This window comes from Enorma burkinafasonensis (genome assembly GCF_902150035.1).
Classification (GTDB): domain Bacteria; phylum Actinomycetota; class Coriobacteriia; order Coriobacteriales; family Coriobacteriaceae; genus Enorma; species Enorma burkinafasonensis.
In genome coordinates this window covers 240,609-257,771 of sequence record NZ_LR597501.1, presented here as the reverse complement: position 1 = coordinate 257,771, position 17,163 = coordinate 240,609, and the positions used below count along the sequence as shown (strand labels likewise).

Below are 17,163 nucleotides of genomic sequence, written 5' to 3'. Positions count from 1 at the left end.
CCTAGCGCACCTCCCCCGGGACACTGGGGACGGCTCCGACCGTCCCGCGGGCGGCGCCGCCCATGATGGCGGGGGTCACGGGGCGGCGGCGCTCGTCACGCACGAGCCGGCCGTCCTCGATGGCGATCACGCGGTCCGCCATGAGGGCGATGTCCTCGTCGTGCGTGATCACGATGAGGGTCTGCTTGAGGTGGCGGTTGGAGCTGCGCAGAAGCGCCATGATCTCGGCCGAGTTCTTGGAGTCGAGGTTGCCGGTGGGCTCGTCGGCGAGCACCACGGCCGGTGCGTTCATGAGGGCGCGGCCGATGGCGACGCGCTGCTGCTGGCCGCCGGAGAGCTGGTTGGGCAGGTAGTGCTCGCGTCCCTTGAGGCCGAGGGTGGCGATGAGCATGTCGAGGCGCTTGGCGTTCACCGCACGCCCGTCCATGAGGACCGGCAGCGTCATGTTCTCCACCACATCGAGCACAGGGATGAGGTTGTAGAACTGGTAGACGAGGCCCACCTCGCGGCGGCGGAAGACGGCGAGCTGCTCGTCCGTGCGCGCGAAGATGTCCTGGCCCTGCAGCCGGACGGTGCCCGAGGTGGGGCGGTCGACCCCGCCCATGAGGTGCAGCAGGGTCGACTTGCCCGAGCCCGAGCTGCCGATGATGGCGATGAACTCTCCCGCCTCGACGGTGAACGAGACGTCGTCGAGGGCGGTGACGGCGGTGTCGCCTTTGCCGTAGACCTTGGTGAGGTGCTCCACGGAAAGGATATTCATGGGTGCTCCTAGCGTTCGTGGGGATACGTCACCAACCATACTGCGCATGCGCCCTTGCGCCCAGATGACCGCCGCGTGACGATTCCGTCACGTGGGATACGGGGCGGGTGACATCGGTGATGGGGCCGTTTGTCCCGCCGCGATCGCACGAGGCCGCTTGTCCCGGGAATAGGCGCATGTGAATATGCATTCTAATCTTCCTCGGCTTGGGATATCCGGTCCGCCTCCTATGTCCCGGCTCGCATTCTTCGGCTGAAAAGCAATTCGATTGATTATTGAATAAGAATTGAGGTTCAGAAATCAATCGGATGGTCTCGTCCGCTTCGCAACCATATAAACGCGCTGGTAGAACGCTTGCATGGATGGATCCGCGCAACCTCTGTTTCTTCATTTTCCATTCGGATGGCATTTTGTGACACTCGCCGTTCATTTGAATAGCGGATGGCGCGATCGTTGCCGTTCGCTGTTCATTTGAACCGTGAATGGTAGGGGCGTGCCCGCTGGCGCCCCGGCCCTGGTGCCACCCGCCGTCAGACGATGGCCTTGAAGAATGCGATGTCGAACTGCGCGCCGCGGACCGCGCCTGCCTGGTCCCGCTCGTTTCTGCAGGTGAGGGTCCCGCCCTGGGCGGCGATGAGGCTCTGGGCGAGCGAGAGCCCGATGCCCACCCCCGCGGGGTTCACCGCATCGCCCGCGGCCCCGCGGCCTCCCCGGTAGAAGCGCTCGAACACATGCGGCAGGTCCTCCTCGGCGATACCCGGCCCGGTGTCGGTCACGCGGATGCGGCAGGCGAGGGCATCCTCCCATGCTTCGACGCGCACGGTGCCGCCCGCCGGGGTGTGCTCCATGCAGTTCTTGAGGATGTTGCCGAGCGCCTCGGCCGTCCAGGCGGCATCGCCGGTGAACGAGCAGGCGGGGTCGATCTCGCGCTCGAGCGCCACGTCGGCGATGTCGAAGGCGACGGCGAGCGGTGCGGCGGCATCCTCCACCAGCCGGGCGACATCGACCGGCGCCCGGCTGAGCTCGATGGTCCCCGCGTCGAGGCGCGCGAGCTTGAGCAGGGCGGAGACGAGCCGCTCGACGCGCAGCTCGAGCTGCTCGATGCGCCGCAGCCGCTCGACCTCGGCCTCCATGCCGCCTGCCTCGGCGAGGTGTTTGCGCACGACCTCGGTGGTGATCGAGATCGAGGTGAGCGGCGTCTTGATCTGGTGCGAGATGTCGGCGAGGGCGTCGGCGAGCGCCTCCTTCTCGCGGGCGAGCTCGTCGGCCGTGAGCGTGAGGCGCGCGACCATCTTGTCGAGCTCGCTGCCGAGGATGGCGAGCTCGCCCTCGTCCATGCTCGAGAGGTCCACGTCACGCTCGCCGTGGAGCACGGCGTCCAGGCGCTCGCTCAGGCGCGCGAGCCGGCGGTAGCGCATCCAGGTGAGCGCGAGGAGGGGGAGCGCGGTCACGGCGCAGGCGGCGGCCGCAGCGAGACCGGCGGCGGGTCCGCCCGAGCGGCCTATGAGGATGCCCGCGGCGGCGACGAGCGCGAGCCAGACGGCGAGGGCGCGGGCGAGCTCACGGTTGCGCGACAGCATGGCGCACCTAGCCTTGAGCCTTGTAGCCGAGGCCGCGGACCGTGACGATGAGCCGCGGATGGGCGGGGTCGTCCTCGACCTTGGTGCGCAGGCGCTTGATGTAGACCGACAGCGTGTTCTCCTCGATATAGGTGCCCGCGTCGTCCCAGAGGGCGTCGCGGATCATCTCGCGCGTGACGAGCTTGCCCGGGTTGGTGGCGAACAGGAGCAGCAGGCGGTACTCGAGCGCCGAGAGCACGACCTCGCGGCCCTGGCGCTCGACATGGGCGCGGTCGGTGTCGATGACGAGGTCGCCCAGCCGCACGAGGCGCGTTTGGGGCTCCGCGCGCCTGATGGCGGCGGCGATGCGCGCGAGGAGCTCGCGCGGGCGGAAGGGCTTGGCCACGTAGTCGTCCGCGCCCATCTGGATGCCGGTCACCGTGTTGAACTCGTCGTCGGAGGCGGTGAGGAAGATCACGGGCAGCTCCGGCCGCTCGCGCTTGATGGCGCCGCACACCGCGAAGCCGTTGCCCTGGGCGAGCGTCACGTCGAGGAGCACGAGCCGGTAGGGAGCGCCGGGCCGCGCGCCCGCACTACCGCCCCCGCCGAGGGCGAGCGCGATGGCTTCGTCTTGCGTGGAGGCGCAGTCGACAGCGTAGCCCTCGCCGGCGAGCAGCTCGCAGAGGGACTCGACGATGGTGGGATCGTCCTCGACCAGAAGGATCTTCGCACCCATGCGCGCCGCCTAGTAGTGGACGACGACGCACACGCCCACGGAGACCATATCGAAGAGTTCCTGGGCCTTGGCGGGCGGCAGGTTCACGCAGCCGTGGCTGCCCACGCTGCGGAACGCGTTGCGGTCGTTGAAGGAGGCGTCGCTTTGCCACGAGGCGTCGTGCAGGCCCACGGCGCTCCCGATGAAGGGCATCCAGTAGGATACCGGCGTCTCGTACTCGGGCTCGCCGGTCTCGGGGTCCTTCTTGCCGATGAGCGTGACGTCGCGCGAGCGGGCCCGCAGGCGGTACGCGCCGGTCGGGGTGCTGTTGCCCTGGTTGGGGTTGCCGGTGATGACGTTGGACTCCCAGAGCACGTTGCCGTTCGCGTCGTAGTAGCGCGCGTGCTGCTCGGAGATGTCGATGTCGATGTAGGCACCCCAGTCGCGGGCGCCGGCGCCGCCGTAGCGGTCGCCCTCGCGGGCGCAGGGCACGTCGATGGAGCCGGTCTGCTTCTGCGTCACGGCGTCGAGCACGAGCTGGGTCAACGTGTCCGCGTCGACGCTCCAGCCGAAGGTACCGCCCGAGACGGTGACCTCCTTGCCGTCCTCGCGCGTGTAGGTGCGCTCGGTGCCCACCGTCGTGAGCGACTTCGCGAGGTTCTGGGCCCAGGCGCCCGCAGCCTCCTGGTCGATCGAGGCGTTGAGCGCCTCGTCGAAGACGATCCACTGGGCGACGGTCGAGTTGTCGATGCTTGCGACCTCGGTCCCGCCCATCTGGAAGGTGACCTGGGTGCCCAGAAGCTGGTTGGCGCCCTCGCAGACGCTCTCGAGGTGCGCGTCGTCGATGCTGCCGTTGAGCGGCACGAAGGCGTCCGCGCCGAGCGCATCGAGCGAGACCGTGGCGTCGAGCCGCGAGAGCGCGAGCTCGGCCAGGGCGATGATGTTGTCGCGGTTGAGCTTCTCGTTCGAGCGGGCGCGCTCGACGGTGAAGGCGCCCTGCTCGGCGTCGTAGGCGCTCGCGGCATCGAACGTGCCCGAGCGGCCCTCGTTGAAGGCGTCGATGGCGGCGCCGAGCGATTCCTCGAAGCCGGCGCGGTCGAAGTCGCTCGCGAAGAGGGAGAAGTCGGGCTCGGCCCCGAGCTCCAGGGGCGCTGAGGTCGCCTGCTCGCGCGGGGCGGTCACGGCCTCGTAGAGGCGGACGGGCCACTTGAAGGGCTCGTTCTGGGCAAGCGTCGCCTCGGCCGCCGCAGATGCCGATATGAGCTCGTCGGGGTCCTCGGGGGCGTACTGCCAGCTGAAGCCGGCGCCCTCGACGGTGAGGGTATAGCGGTTCACCGATGAGCGGATGCGCGCGGCGGCGCTGCCCGAGTCCACGAGCGAGACGTCCGCGCCTGCGATCGTGGTGCCGGGGTAGTAGATGTTGGAGAACACGGCGACGCCCGCGCCGTAGGCGATGCCGACCAGAAGGACGATACCCAGAAGCAGGCGCCGCACGAGGCGCCCGCGCCGGCGGGGCTTGCGCTCCGGGTCGCCGTCGGGCTTCTTGCCGGCGTCACCTCGCCGGTCGTCCTCGGGCTTCTTCTCGCTGCCGGCGAAGTGGCCGCCGGCGGGCTTGATGGGCAAAGGCGCGGTCACCGAGGAGCGCGCCTGATCTTCAGGGAGGGGCATCGAGACACCGTCTTCCGCGAATCGTGGGGTACACATCGGTAGGGTACACGTAGGCGATTATACCTGTCCGCGCGGACCGCAGTCCCGGGGCTCATGCTCGCCTGCGTGGCATCACGCCTTCGCGCACGCCGCGCACGCCCTGCAGGCGGTCGGTGCCTGCGCGATGCCGCCCTTCGCCGTCTCTCGCAGGGTCGCCGGCAGGGCCCGCCCCACGTCGCGCATCACGGTCGCCATCTCGTCGAACGGCACGAGGCTCGCCACGCCCGAGAGCGCGAGCTGCGCCGACGAGAACGCTGCGGCGACGCCGATGGCGTTGCGGTTCTGGCAGGGGACCTCCACGAGCCCGCCCACCGGGTCGCAGACGAGCCCGAGGAGGTTGCCGAGCGCGATCGAGGCGGCATCGAGCGCCTGGGCGGGCGTCCCCCCGTTGAGCTCGACGAGGGCCGCGGCTGCCATCGCCGCGGCGCTGCCGACCTCCGCCTGGCAGCCGCCCTCGGCGCCCGCGACGCTCGCGTTCTGCGAGAGCAGCAGGCCCACGGCCGCCGCGGTGTAGAGGGCGCCTTCGACCGCGGCATCGTCGACGCCGAGGGCGCTCGCCTGGGCGAGCACGCAGCCGGGCACCACGCCCGCCGAGCCCGCGGTGGGCGCGGCGACGATGACGCCCATGGCGGCGCTCCGCTCGAGGACCGCCATGGCGCGCGCGACGGCATCGCTCTGGACGGAGCCCATGAGCTGGGGCGCGAGCGTCTCGGCGCCCGCGTGCACCCGCGCCGCCTCGCCGCCGATGAGCCCGCCGAGCGAGCGCTGGGGGTGCTCTATCGGCGCGGTCGTCTCGGTGCGCATGGTCTCGATCACGCGTGCCATGGCGCCGTGCGCGCCCGCGGCGCCCTGGAGCGACTCCTCGCGCAGGCGCATGACGCAGCCCAGCGTGCAGTCGAGCTCGGCACTGCGGGAGAGGAGCTCGTCCGCGGTTCCGAAGGCGGGCTCCGCACCCGTGGCGCCCGACGCCGGCGCGGCCCCGGGCACGCGGATGAGCGTCGCCACCCGGACCTCGGCGTGCGCGCGCAGCGAGCCGAGCAGGTCGTCGAGGTCCTCGCCCTCGGGAAGCTCGTCCAGCTCGAAGACCGTGTAGGCGGCGCCGCCGCGCTCGGTCCGGTAGGTGCGCATGAAGGCGATGTTCACGCCGCGGTCGGAGAGCATGACCGTGAGGGCGGCGAGCACGCCGCGCGCGTCGCGATGCGCCACGAAGATGGTGTCGTACTCGCCGGTGATCTTCACGTCGACGCCGTTGATGCGCGAGAGGCGCACGCGCCCGCCGCCCAGGCTCTCGCCGCGCACGGTGCACACGGTGCCGGCGTCGTCGCGCATCTCGATGTCGACGGTGTTGGGGTGCAGGCGCTCCGAGTCCTCGCCGGGGACGAACTCGAAGGCGAGCCCGCGCTCGCGCGCGAGGGAGAAGGCGTCGCGGATGCGCTCGTCGTCGGTGGCGAGGCCCAAGATGCCCGCGACCAACGCGCGGTCGGTGCCGTGCCCGCGGTAGGTGTGCGCGAAGCTGTTGTGCAGCACGAACCTCGCCTGTACCACCGGTCGCTCCATGAGCGAGGCGGCCACCTGGGCGCACCTGAGCGCGCCCGCCGTATGGGAGGAGGACGGGCCCACCATGATGGGGCCCAGGATCTCGAACGCGGAGATATTCGCCATGTTCACCTTCCCGGTCGAGCCGATAGCGTCGCGGGCGCCCGGTCGCCTTGCATGAGGGGCCACGTCCGCTACGCCCGATTGTCCCACAGAATGGCGCCCCGTTCATCGCAACCCGCGCCGTCCCGGCGATTCCAGAGCGGTACGCTTGTCCGATACGCCGGGTGCTCTGAAGGGTGCGTGCTGCTCGTCCCCGGCGGCCGCTTCGAGCTGCCCTGCAGCGCGACCTTGGCCCTGGCGAGCCAGCGAACGAAAAAACCAGGGGCGCCCCGCACGGGACGCTCCTGGTTTCATGCGCAAGCGCTGCCTCCCGTATGGGGAGGGCGCCTCATCGACGCCGGGCTACAGCGCCAGCCCCTGCGCGCGCTCGATGCGCGCCATGCAGTCGTCGCGGCCGATGAGCTCCATCGTCTCGCCGAGCGGCGGGCTCACCATGGTGCCGCACACGGCGACGCGGACCGCCTGGAAGACGACGCGCTTCTTGAGGTCGAGGGTGTCGGGCAGGGGCTCGAGCGCGGCGTCGATCTTGGCCGCCTCCCACTCGTCGGCGGGAAGGGTCCCGAGCGCCACGCGCGCGGCGTCGAGCACCGTGCCCATGCCCTCCTTGGCGAGGCCCTTGGCGACGGACTTCTCGTCGTAGGCGAGGGTCTTCGCGGTGGCGAAGATGGGCGCGGCGACCGCCGCGGCGTCGGCGGGCATCTTCGTCCGCGGCCGCACGATCTCGGCGAGCAGGTTCCACCAGGCGTCGCTGCGCGCGCTGCGGTCGATATCGGTGCCCGCGGCCTTGAGCTCGGGGATCATGATCTCGTCGGTGAACGCGGCATCGTCCATCGCGTTGATGTACTCGGCGTTCATCCAGTCGAGCTTCTTGGGGTCGAAGGTCGCCGGGTTCTTGGAGATGCGGTCGAGCGAGAAGCGGCTCGCGAGCACGTCGCGCGGGATGACCGTGGTCTCGCCGTCGAGCGACCAGCCGAGGAGCGCCAGGTAGTTCACGAAGGCGTCGGGGAGGTAGCCGGCCTCGCGGTACTCCTCGACCGAGGTGGCGCCGTGGCGCTTGGAGAGCTTCTTGCCGTCCGCGCCGAGGATCATCGAGATGTGCGCGAAGACGGGCACCGGCGCGCCGAGGGCCTCGTAGACCATGACCTGGCGCGGGGTGTTGGAGAGGTGGTCGTCGCCGCGGATGACGTGCGTGATGCCCATGGCGACGTCGTCGACCACGGTGGTGAAGTTGTAGGTGGGCGTGCCGTCGGAGCGGAAGATCACGAAGTCGTCGAGCTCCTTGGCGTCGAAGACCACGCGCCCGTGGACGGCGTCCTCGACGATGACGTCGCCGCGGTCCTCGGGCACCTTGATGCGGAGCGTATAGGGCTCGCCGGCCTCCATGCGCGCCCGCGCCTCGTCGGCGGGGATGGAGCGGCAGCGGCGCTGGTAGCCCTGGAAGGGGTCCTTGCGCGCCTTGGCGGCGGCGCGGTCCGCCTCGAGCTCCTCGGGCGTGCAGAAGCACGGGTAGGCGCGGCCCTCGGCGAGCAGGCGCTCGGCGGCCTCGCGGTAGATATCGAGGCGCTCGGTCTGCGCGTAGGGGCCGAAGTCGCCGCCGACCTCGGGGCCCTCGTCCCAATCGAGGCCCAGCCAGCGCATGGCGCGCAGGATGATCTGGGTGTTCTCGTCGGTGGAGCGGGTGGGGTCGGTATCGTCGATGCGCAGGATGAAGGTGCCGCCCGTCGAGCGGGCGAAAGCCCAGTTGTAGATGGCCGTGCGGGCGCCGCCGATGTGCAGCTTGCCCGTCGGCGAGGGCGCGAAGCGGACGCGGACGTCGGACATGTAGAGCTCCTTGGCTGTAGGTCTCGCAGATGCTCTAGCCATTATACGCACATGCGCGGGTCTTTGCCGCGCGGATGCGCGCACCGCCTCATGGATGCGCGCCCCGCCGAACGGATTCGCAAGCAGACAATCGACGGAGCGGCCGCGCCGGGACCCCGTGTCCGTCGATATCGTGCTTGCGAATTGTCTCGTGGGGGTGAAATGGGGTATGACTATGCAGATATAGCGAAACCGTCCCGGGAGGGTTCGTGTCCTCTGAAGATATCGCCGTCGCCGCGCGCGACGCCTCATATGCCGTATCCGGCTACCGCTCGTTCGAGTACGTCTCCTTCGAGGCGCGCCGTGCGCGCACCTGCGCGCTGCTGAGCGCCGAGGCGGCTCCCGCGCGCGACCTCCTGCTCGCCATCGCGGGCCTCGTGCGCCCGGTGTCGGGCTCCCTTGAGGTGGCGGGCACGGAGCTCGCCGCCGCCCGCACCGCGGCGGGGAGGGGCCTGCGGGGCGGCCTCGCCGCGCCGCTGCCGCGCGGGACGGTGGGTATCGGCATCTTCTCAGGCATCGCCGACATCCCTGGGTCGTCCACGGTCGAGGAGGCCGTCGCGCGCGAGATGCACCTGCGCGGCCCCCGCGGGGAGGGTGCGCGGCGGTCCGGCGGCGACGTCTTGGACTATCTCGCGGCGTTCGGCATCGCGACCGAGGCGTCGCGGCGCGCGGATGAGCTCGCCGCGCTCAACCGGGCGCGCCTCTCGGCCGCCCTCGCCTGTGTGGGCACACCGCAGGTCGCCGTCGTCGACCTCGCCGATCCCCTCATCGGGGCGCTCCCGCGCGACGAGGCGGTGGCGCTCGTGGGCGAGCTGGGCGCGGCAGCGCGCGCGTTCGGTTGCGCGCTCGTGTTCGCGACGGCCGAGCCCGCCGCTGCCCGGGCGGCCGATGCCGCGTTCGCGCTCGATATCGATGCCGCGGAGGCGCTCCGTGCCTGCGGCGGCGTTAAGGATACGGAGGTGTCCGCTTCGTGAACGGCTTCATGGATACGCTGCGTCAGGCAGCCTCGCGCCTCGCGCGCGAGCGCTCCCACGGCATCGCGGCCATCGCGGCGCTGCTGGTCCCGGCGGTGCTCGCGCTTATGCTCGTCGTGGTGGTGGCGCCGTCGCTCGATGCGAGCGGGCGGATGGCGGTCGCGCTCGTCAACCTCGACCGGGGGGCGAAGGATGCCTCCGGCAAGGAGGTGCGCGCGGGCGACGACCTCGTGCACGAGCTCATCGATGCGGGCGACGTCGCCTGGGACGAGGTGGACCGCGCGACGGCGGACGAGGGCCTCGCGTCGGGCGCCTACACCCTGATCGTCCAGATTCCCGAGGAGTACTCCGAGCAGGTGGCGAGCCTCGAGGGCGACGACCCCGCGCAGGCGCGCATCGAGGTCATCTCGGACGGCGCGCAAAACGTGCTCGCGACCCGTGAGGGCTCTGCCGTCATGCGCCTGGTGCAGCAGCGCCTGAGGGGCGAGCTCGGGGAGCAGTACCTCGTCTCCATCTTGAACGACGTGAGCGGCGAGGCGTCGCGCCTCACGCTCACCGCCGACGGCGCGGTCATGCTCGACGAGGCGTATGATGCGCTCGGGCAGGGCGCGGCGGGCGTCGCCTCGGGGCTCGAGCAGACGGCGGAGGGTACCGCCGCGCTCACCCAGGGCGTCGACGCCATCGCGCAGGGCACCGGCGCGCTCGGCACCGGAAACCAAGCGCTCGCCGAGGGCATCGACATGGTGAACGAGCAGGCGGTATCCCCGCTTTTCGCGGGGTCGGAGGCGCTCGCGACGGGGCTCGACCAGGCGGCGGACGGCCTTGCCGCCGTCGCCCAGGGCATCGACGGCGTGGGCGGGCTCACGAGCGCCGCGAACGAACGGCTGGCGCAAAGCTCCGAGGCGCTCGCTGGCCTCGCCGAGCTCGTGGGCGAGCTCGCCGCCCCGATGGAGGAACTGGGTCAAGCGCAGGCGAGCATGTCGTCTCTTGCCGATAGCGTGCAGGGTGCCGCCTCCGAAGCGGCGGAGGCCGTCGAGCAGGCGCGCGGCGGGGTCCAGGATGCAGCGGACTCCGCATCCGCGCTGGCCGCCACCGTGAACGGCGCCGACGGCGAGAGCGGTCTTGCCGCCGATGCCTCCGCAGTGGGTGAGGCGGGCGAGGGATGGCTCGGGGCGAACGGCCGCGACCGGGTCATCGCCCTCGCCGCGGCGCTCGAGGCCGAGGCGGCCGGCGGGACGATCACCCAGGAGCAGACCGATCTCATCGCCGCCTACGAGGCCGATGCGCAGGCGTTCCAGGAGGCGGCCCCGCGCCTCGAGGCGGGAGCGGAGACCGCATCGCAGCAGGCGCAAGCGCTCTCGACCGCCGCCGGGACCGCTACCGGCGGCATCGATGCGGCGGCTACCGCGATCGGGGATTTCTCGCAGGACGCGTCGAGTTTCCAGGAAAGCGCCGCCGCGGCGAGCGATGCCACCGCATCCATCGCGGGCTCGCTTGCAGACCATGGCACCTCCATCTCCTCCGCACTTGCCGACGTGGCCATCGCGCAACGTCAGCTCGCCCAGGTGCCGGCGCTCACGGACCGGCTCTCGGCAGGTGTCGAGACGACGGCCTCGCTGCTCTCATCCGATGGCGCCATCGGCGCCGGCGCCACGGGCATCTCGGCGGGTACCCAGGCCCTCTCGCAGGCGCTCGAGGGCTTCTCCTCGGCGAGCGCGCAGCTCGGCAGCGGCGGCGTCACGCTCGGCCAGGCGCTCTCGGCCGTGGGGACGGGTGTGTCCGGCCTGGGTGACGGCCTCGGCGCCCTCGCGAGCGTCCAGGGGCAGCTCGCCCAGGGGATCGGCCAGCTCGGCGAGGGGTCCCAGACGGTCACGGACACCATGCAGGCATCGGGCGAGGCGCTCCAGGACGTCTCGTCCGGGGCGGACGAGCGCGCCGAGGTCGCCTCGCGCCCGGTCACGCTCGCGACGACGGTGGTGAACGAGGCCCCCTCGACGGCCTCGCAGATCGCGCCCATAGCGCTCGCGGCGGCGCTCTGGCTCGGGTGCCTTGCGTGCTCGCATGTCGTGGCGCCCTACGACCGGCGCGCTCTGCTCGTGGACTCTGCGCCCGCGTCGGTGCTCGCGCCCTGCGCGCTCCATGCGCTCTTCGGGCTCGCACAGGGCCTTATCGCGGTGGCCGCCCTCGTGCTCATCGGCGGCGTCGAGGCGGCCTCGCTGCCCGCGCTTATCGCCCTCGTGCTCGCGTGGTCGGTTGCGCTGGCGCTCATCGCCCAGCTCGTCCGCCTCGTCTGCGGCCGCCTGGCCGCGCCGGTGTCGCTCGGCCTGCTCGCCCTCCAGCTCCTGTGCGCCGGCGCGGTCCTGCCCTCGTATGCGGTGGGAGGTGCGTTGGCCGCGCTCGCGCGCGTGCTTCCGGTGCCGCTTCTCGCGGATGCGCTCAGGGGTGCCGTCGCGGGCTCGATGGCGGGGCTCGGCACCTCGGCTGTCGCGGCCGCGGTGTGGATCGCTGCCGCCTTGGCGCTCCTGCTCGCGCTCACGCGCACGAAGCGCCGCGTGCGGCCCGAGCGTCTCGCGGGCCGCGAGACGGTTTCGTCCGTTTTCGGTGGATGAGACGCTGCTCGGTCGATTCGCGCCCGAGCGTCCCGGCGGGGGAGTACAATCACTAGGCTCGCCATCGCGAGCGCGTGCCCGGCGGAATGGTAACGGCCGCCGGTGGACTACGTCATCTCAAGAAGGGAACCAACATGTCGGAAGAGCTTCGTTCCACGTCGCACGGCGCTGCTAAGACCGCGCCCCGCTCGTATCTGTTCACCTCGGAGTCGGTGACCGAGGGGCACCCCGATAAGATCGCCGACCAGATTTCCGACGCGGTACTCGACGCCATCCTCGCCAAGGAGGCGGTCCTCGAGGCGCAGGGCTATGTCGACACCGACGGGGTTCCCGCCAAGCTCGAGAACGTGCGCTGCGCGTGCGAGACCCTGCTCACCACGGGCATGGTCGTGGTCTCCGGCGAGATCCGCACGCAGGCCTACGTCGACGTGCAGGAGATCGCGCGCGGTGTGATCACGCGCATCGGCTACGACCGCGCCAAGTACGGCTTCGACGGCACGACCTGCGGCGTCATCAACATGATCCACGGGCAGAGCCCCGACATCGCCCAGGGCGTCGACGAGAGCTTCGACGTCCAGGCCGGCTCCACCACCGACCCGCTCGACCTCATCGGCGCGGGCGACCAGGGCATGATGTTCGGCTACGCCACCGACGAGACCGCCGCGTACATGCCCATGCCGCACCACCTGGCGAGCCGGCTCGCCGAGCGCCTCGCCCAGGTGCGCCATGACGGCACGGTGCCCTACCTCAGGCCCGACGGCAAGACGCAGGTGACCGTCCGCTACGAGGACGACCGCCCGGTCGCGGTCGAGACCATCGTCATCTCCACACAGCATGCGCCCGAGGTCGAGAACATGGCCGTCATCAAGGCCGACATGCTCGAGCACGTGATCGCGCCGGTCATGGAGGCCGCGGGCATCGCGTGGGACGGCGCCACGGTCTACGTGAACCCCACCGGCCGCTTCGTCGTGGGCGGCCCCATGGGCGACACCGGTCTCACCGGCCGCAAGATCATCGTCGATACCTACGGCGGCTCCGGCCGCCACGGCGGCGGCGCCTTCAGCGGCAAGGACTGCACGAAGGTCGACCGCTCGGCCGCCTATGCCGCCCGCTGGGTCGCCAAGAACGTCGTCGCCGCGCATCTCGCACACCGCTGCGAGGTGCAGCTCGCCTACGCCATCGGCGTGGCGCGCCCGCTCTCGATCATGGTCGAGACCTTCGGCACCGAGCAGGTGCCGGTGGCTGCCATCGAGCGCGCCGTCGAGCAGGTCTTCGACCTGCGCCCGGGCGCGATCATCCGCGACCTCGACCTGCGCCGCCCCATCTACGGGAAGACGGCCGCCTACGGGCACTTCGGCCGCGACGACGCCGACTTCACCTGGGAGCGCCTCGACCGCGTCGAGGAGCTGCGCACCGCCTGCGGCCTCTAGGGGGTTTCCATGGCTTGCGAGCATGCTGGGAAGACGCCCGCGCGCGACCTGCGCGTGCGGCCCGCGGCGCCGGCCGACCTGGATGCGGTCTGCGCCGTCTACGAGGCGGCCTGCCGCGACATGGCGGGCACCGCGTTCGATATCGAGTGGGTCTGGGGGAACTACCCCACCCGTGAGGGGCTCCTCGAGCGCATCGCCGCCGGCGAGCTCATCGTCGCGGAGCTCGCGGGGGAGGTCGTGGGCGCGTGCGTGGTCGACAACGCCGACGACCCCACCTATGCCGTCGCGCCGTGGCGCATCGATGCGCCGCAGCCCCAGGTGGGCGTCCTGCACCTGTTCGTCGTCGACCCTGCGCACCGGGGGCAGGGTATCGCGCCCGTCCTGCTCGAGGCCTCGAGCACCGCGGCGCGCGAGCGCGGCTTCGCGACGCTGCGCCTCGACGTGTTCGACAACAACGAGCCGGCGGTGCGTTTGTACCGCGCGCACGGCTACGAGGACCGCGGTGTCTTCGTTTTGCACTACGAGGACGGTGTGGTGCACGCCGCGCACCTCATGGAGCTCGACCTGCGCGCGTAGGGGCCGCTTCAGCGCGCCGGCGGCGCGTCACGCTGTACGGCGTGTTCCATCAACGGCGCGAATACGAGGCGCTTCTGTAGGCAGGGCGGGGCCCGGCCGCGCATGCGCATGAGGAGGAGACCGGTGAAGCAGGTGAGTCTGTTCGAGGAGACGCCGCGGGAGCGCGGATCCCATGGGGAGGCGCGCGCCGGCGGTGCTCCCGCCGCTTCCGGGGCCGCCTTCGTGTCCGTCCTCGTCGACATCCCCACGCGCTCGCTGGCGGAGCCCTTCGCCTACGCCGTCCCCGCCGGCCTTGCCGACGCCTGCACGGTGGGGTGCACGGTGCTCGTGAGCTTCGGCAGGCGGCCGGCGCTCGGCTACGTGGTCTCACGCGCCGCGCACCTCGAGGGGCTGCCCGGGACGGCCGGGCTCGAACCGGCGCGCGTCAAGCCCGTGCAAGACGTGCTCGCGCCGCCGGCGTTCTCCGAGACGTCGGCTGGGGTCGCGCTCTGGATGGCGCGCGAGTACGTCGCCTCGTCGGCGGAGTGCCTGAGGCTCTTCCTCCCGCCCGGGGCCACGCCCAGGCTGCGCCGCGGCGAGGACGGCCGCTACGAGCTCGTGAAGCCCGCCGTGAAGGAGGTGCGCGCCCGCTGGGTGTCGCTCACTCCCGAGGGGGCCGCCTTCGAGCCGCCCGAGCGCGCGACGCGCCAGCGCCAGCTCATCGAGGCGCTCTCCTGCGGGCCGGTGACCACCTACGAGCTCAACGCGCTCTATACCGACATGTCGGCGGCGATCCGCGCGCTCGAGAGGCGCGGCGTCGTCACGGTCGAGGAGCGGCGCGCCTGGCGCGGGGGCGGTGCCGGCGCGGCGCGCCTCTCGTCGGCGACCGCCCGCCCGCCTAAGCGCCTCACCGCGGGCCAGGAGCGCGCGCTCGCCGCCATCGAGGACGCCCGCCGTGCGCGCGCGGGCGACGTGGTCGTGATCGACGGCGTCACCGGCTCGGGCAAGACCGAGGTCTACCTCTCGGCCATCGAGCGCGTCATCGCCGACGGCGGCTCCGCCTGCGTGCTCGTGCCCGAGATCTCGCTCACGGCCCAGACGGTGGGCCGGTTCCGCTCGCGCTTCGGCGACATGGTCGCGGTGTTCCATTCGCGCCTCTCGGCAGGGGAGCGCCTCGACCAGTGGGACATGGTCCGCTCGGGCGCGGCCCGCGTCGTGGTGGGCGCGCGCTCGGCGCTCTTCTGCCCGCTCGAGCACCTGGGGATCATCATCATCGACGAGGAGCACGAGCAGAGCTACAAGCAGTCCTCGAGCCCGCGCTACCATGCGCGCGAGGTCGCCGCCGAGATGGCGCGCCGCCACGGCTGCCCCTTGGTGCTGGGCTCCGCCACCCCCTCGCTCGAGGCGCTTGCGCGCTGCGCGCGCGGCGGCGCGGGCGGGCAGCGCTGGACCCGCGTGGAGATGCCCGAGCGCCCCGGCGGCGCGCAGCTGCCGAGCGTGACCGTCTGCGACCTCAGGCGCGAGTTCATGGGGGGCGGCCGCTCGATCTTCTCGCGCGAGCTCTCGGATGCCCTGCTCGAGGTGGCCGAGCGCCGCGAGAAGGCGGTGCTTCTGCACAACCGGCGCGGGTTCGCGCCCTTCCTCATGTGCCGCGAGTGCGGCTGCGTGCCCACGTGCCGCCACTGCTCGACCGCGCTCACCTACCACGAGCGCACCCATACGCTCGAGTGCCACACCTGCGGCGCCACCTACCGCGTGCGGCCGTATCCCGCCGAGGGGTCGCGCTGCCCCAAGTGCGGCAGCCCCTACCTCGCGAAGATGGGGCTCGGCACCCAGCAGGTCGAGGACGCGCTTCGCCAGCTCATGCCCGGGCACGTCGAGGTGATCCGCATGGACGCCGACTCGACGCGCGGCAAGGACGGCCACGCCAGGCTGCTCGAGCGCTTCGACGCCGCGGAGTGCGCGGTGCTCCTGGGCACGCAGATGATCGCCAAGGGCCTCGACTTCCCCGAGGTGACGCTCGTGGGCGTGGTGAACGCCGACTACGCCTTGAAGATGCCCGACTTCCGTGCCGGCGAGCGCGCCTTCGACCTGCTCGAGCAGGTCGCCGGCCGCGCCGGCCGCGGCGAGCGGGCCGGGCGCGTCATCATCCAGACCTACCTGCCCGACAACCCCGTCATCCGCGCGGTCGTGGCCCACGACCGCTCCATCTTCACCGAGCACGACCTCGCCACCCGTGGGGACGCCTGCTACCCGCCCTTCGTCAGGTTGGTGAACGTGGTGTGCCGCGGGCGCGATGAGCGGGCGGTCGCCTCCTATATCGGGGTCCTCGCCGCCGCGGTGCGCGAGCGGCTCGCCATCCCGGAATGGCCGGGCGACCCTGGCCGGGCGCAGGTGTCGGACGGGGATGCGGGCGGCGTGGACGGCGGCGCGGCCATGCGGGGGCCGCAGCTTCTGGGGCCCACGCCGTGCGTGATCGAGCGGGCGAAGGACCGCTACCGCTACCACTTCCTTGTGAAGGCGCCCCTCGGCCTCGACGTGTCCTCCGCTATCTCGCTCGCCTTGGCCGATGTCGGCTCGAGGCCCGGTATCGACGTGAGCGTCGATGTCGACGCCTACGACATGATGTAGCGGCCCGCCCCGGCGGCGGTATTCCGGTGAATCCGCATGGGCGCGCCCCGTAGCGGATACAATGATGGGGATTGTACTTCGTCGTGAAAGGAACGTCATGGAAGTGAACGGCATCGTCCTGTCGCCCGACCCCCGCCTGCGCCAGGAGTGCGCCCCGATCGAGGAGATCACGCCCGAGATCTGTGAGCTCGCCGAGCGCATGAAGGAGGAGATGTTCGCGAACGGCGGCTGCGGCCTCGCCGCCCCGCAGGTGGGCGAGATGATCCAGCTCGTCATCGTGGACACCGACTACCGCTCGCGCGACGACTACGACCCCTTCGTGCTGGTGAACCCCGTCATCGTCGAGCAGTCCGACAACCTGGTGCCCTCCTCGGAGGGGTGCCTCTCGATCCCCGGCATCAACTGCGAGATCCGCCGGCCCGACCGCGTGGTGGTGGAGGCCTACGACCTCGACGCGAACCTCATGCGCTACGAGGCGGAGGGTGACCTGTTCTGCGTGTGCCTGCAGCACGAGATCGACCACCTGCACGGCATCACGATGTTCGAGCGCCTGGAGCCCCGCCAGCGCGTGAAAGCCCTGCACGACTACCAGGAGGCGCTCGCCCGCGGCGCCAAGCCCGGCGAGACCGAGTAGCCACCGGCCGCTCGCGCCATCCGACCTCGGGCGCCGAAGGGCCGCATGGCCGGCGCCGGAAAGGAGACCC

Annotated in this window: 12 protein-coding genes; 6 read left to right on the top strand and 6 right to left on the bottom strand. The window is 71.4% G+C overall.

The annotated features are described in order from the left end of the window. Position 1: 1 nt before the first annotated feature. The 6 genes from FS885_RS01145 to gltX all read right to left on the bottom strand — a co-directional run bounded on the left by FS885_RS01145 (position 2) and on the right by gltX (position 8,221). Entirely contained in the window at positions 2-760 is a 759-nt protein-coding gene (locus FS885_RS01145; protein ID WP_144743156.1) for an ABC transporter ATP-binding protein, read from the bottom strand. Between the two features lie 530 nt (positions 761-1,290). After that, entirely contained in the window at positions 1,291-2,340 is a 1,050-nt protein-coding gene (locus tag FS885_RS01140; RefSeq protein WP_186365718.1) for a sensor histidine kinase, read from the bottom strand. A gap of 7 nt (positions 2,341-2,347) precedes the next feature. After that, positions 2,348-3,055 (bottom strand): response regulator transcription factor, encoded by a 708-nt coding sequence (locus FS885_RS01135; RefSeq protein ID WP_144743155.1) that lies wholly within the window; start codon positions 3,053-3,055, stop codon positions 2,348-2,350. Positions 3,056-3,064: 9 nt separating this feature from the next. After that, the gene (locus FS885_RS01130; protein ID WP_186365717.1) at positions 3,065-4,702 is read right to left on the bottom strand and encodes a L,D-transpeptidase family protein; all 1,638 of its coding nucleotides are present in this window, start codon (positions 4,700-4,702) and stop codon (positions 3,065-3,067) included. Between the two features lie 111 nt (positions 4,703-4,813). After that, entirely contained in the window at positions 4,814-6,403 is a 1,590-nt protein-coding gene (gene sdaAB, locus FS885_RS01125) for an L-serine ammonia-lyase, iron-sulfur-dependent subunit beta (protein WP_144743151.1), read from the bottom strand. A gap of 339 nt (positions 6,404-6,742) precedes the next feature. Beyond that, positions 6,743-8,221, bottom strand: coding sequence for a glutamate--tRNA ligase (gene gltX, locus FS885_RS01120; protein ID WP_222419855.1), 1,479 nt, complete (start codon positions 8,219-8,221; stop codon positions 6,743-6,745). Positions 8,222-8,469: 248 nt separating this feature from the next. Here gltX and FS885_RS01115 point away from each other — a divergent pair, with 248 nt between their 5' ends. The 6 genes from FS885_RS01115 (at position 8,470) to def (ending at position 17,093) form a co-directional block, all read left to right on the top strand. Further along, positions 8,470-9,234 carry a P-loop NTPase family protein gene (locus tag FS885_RS01115; protein WP_144743147.1) on the top strand — a complete coding sequence of 255 codons (765 nt, stop codon included), beginning with the start codon at positions 8,470-8,472 and terminating at the stop codon, positions 9,232-9,234. Continuing rightward, the gene (locus tag FS885_RS01110) at positions 9,231-11,843 is read left to right on the top strand and encodes a YhgE/Pip family protein (protein WP_144743144.1); all 2,613 of its coding nucleotides are present in this window, start codon (positions 9,231-9,233) and stop codon (positions 11,841-11,843) included. Before FS885_RS01115 ends, FS885_RS01110 begins: the two co-directional genes overlap by 4 nt. Before the next feature lie 134 nt (positions 11,844-11,977). Then, positions 11,978-13,273: a methionine adenosyltransferase gene (gene metK / locus FS885_RS01105; protein ID WP_144743143.1), complete on the top strand. Its 1,296-nt coding sequence runs from the start codon at positions 11,978-11,980 to the stop codon at positions 13,271-13,273. A 9-nt stretch (positions 13,274-13,282) separates the two neighbouring features. After that, complete coding sequence (locus FS885_RS01100) at positions 13,283-13,849, top strand: GNAT family N-acetyltransferase (RefSeq protein WP_144743141.1); 567 nt, start codon at positions 13,283-13,285, stop codon at positions 13,847-13,849. 108 nt (positions 13,850-13,957) lie between these two features. Next, positions 13,958-16,459, top strand: coding sequence for a replication restart helicase PriA (priA, locus tag FS885_RS01095; RefSeq protein ID WP_144743139.1), 2,502 nt, complete (start codon positions 13,958-13,960; stop codon positions 16,457-16,459). A gap of 97 nt (positions 16,460-16,556) precedes the next feature. Next, positions 16,557-17,093: a peptide deformylase gene (def, locus tag FS885_RS01090; RefSeq protein WP_144743136.1), complete on the top strand. Its 537-nt coding sequence runs from the start codon at positions 16,557-16,559 to the stop codon at positions 17,091-17,093. Positions 17,094-17,163 lie beyond the last annotated feature (70 nt).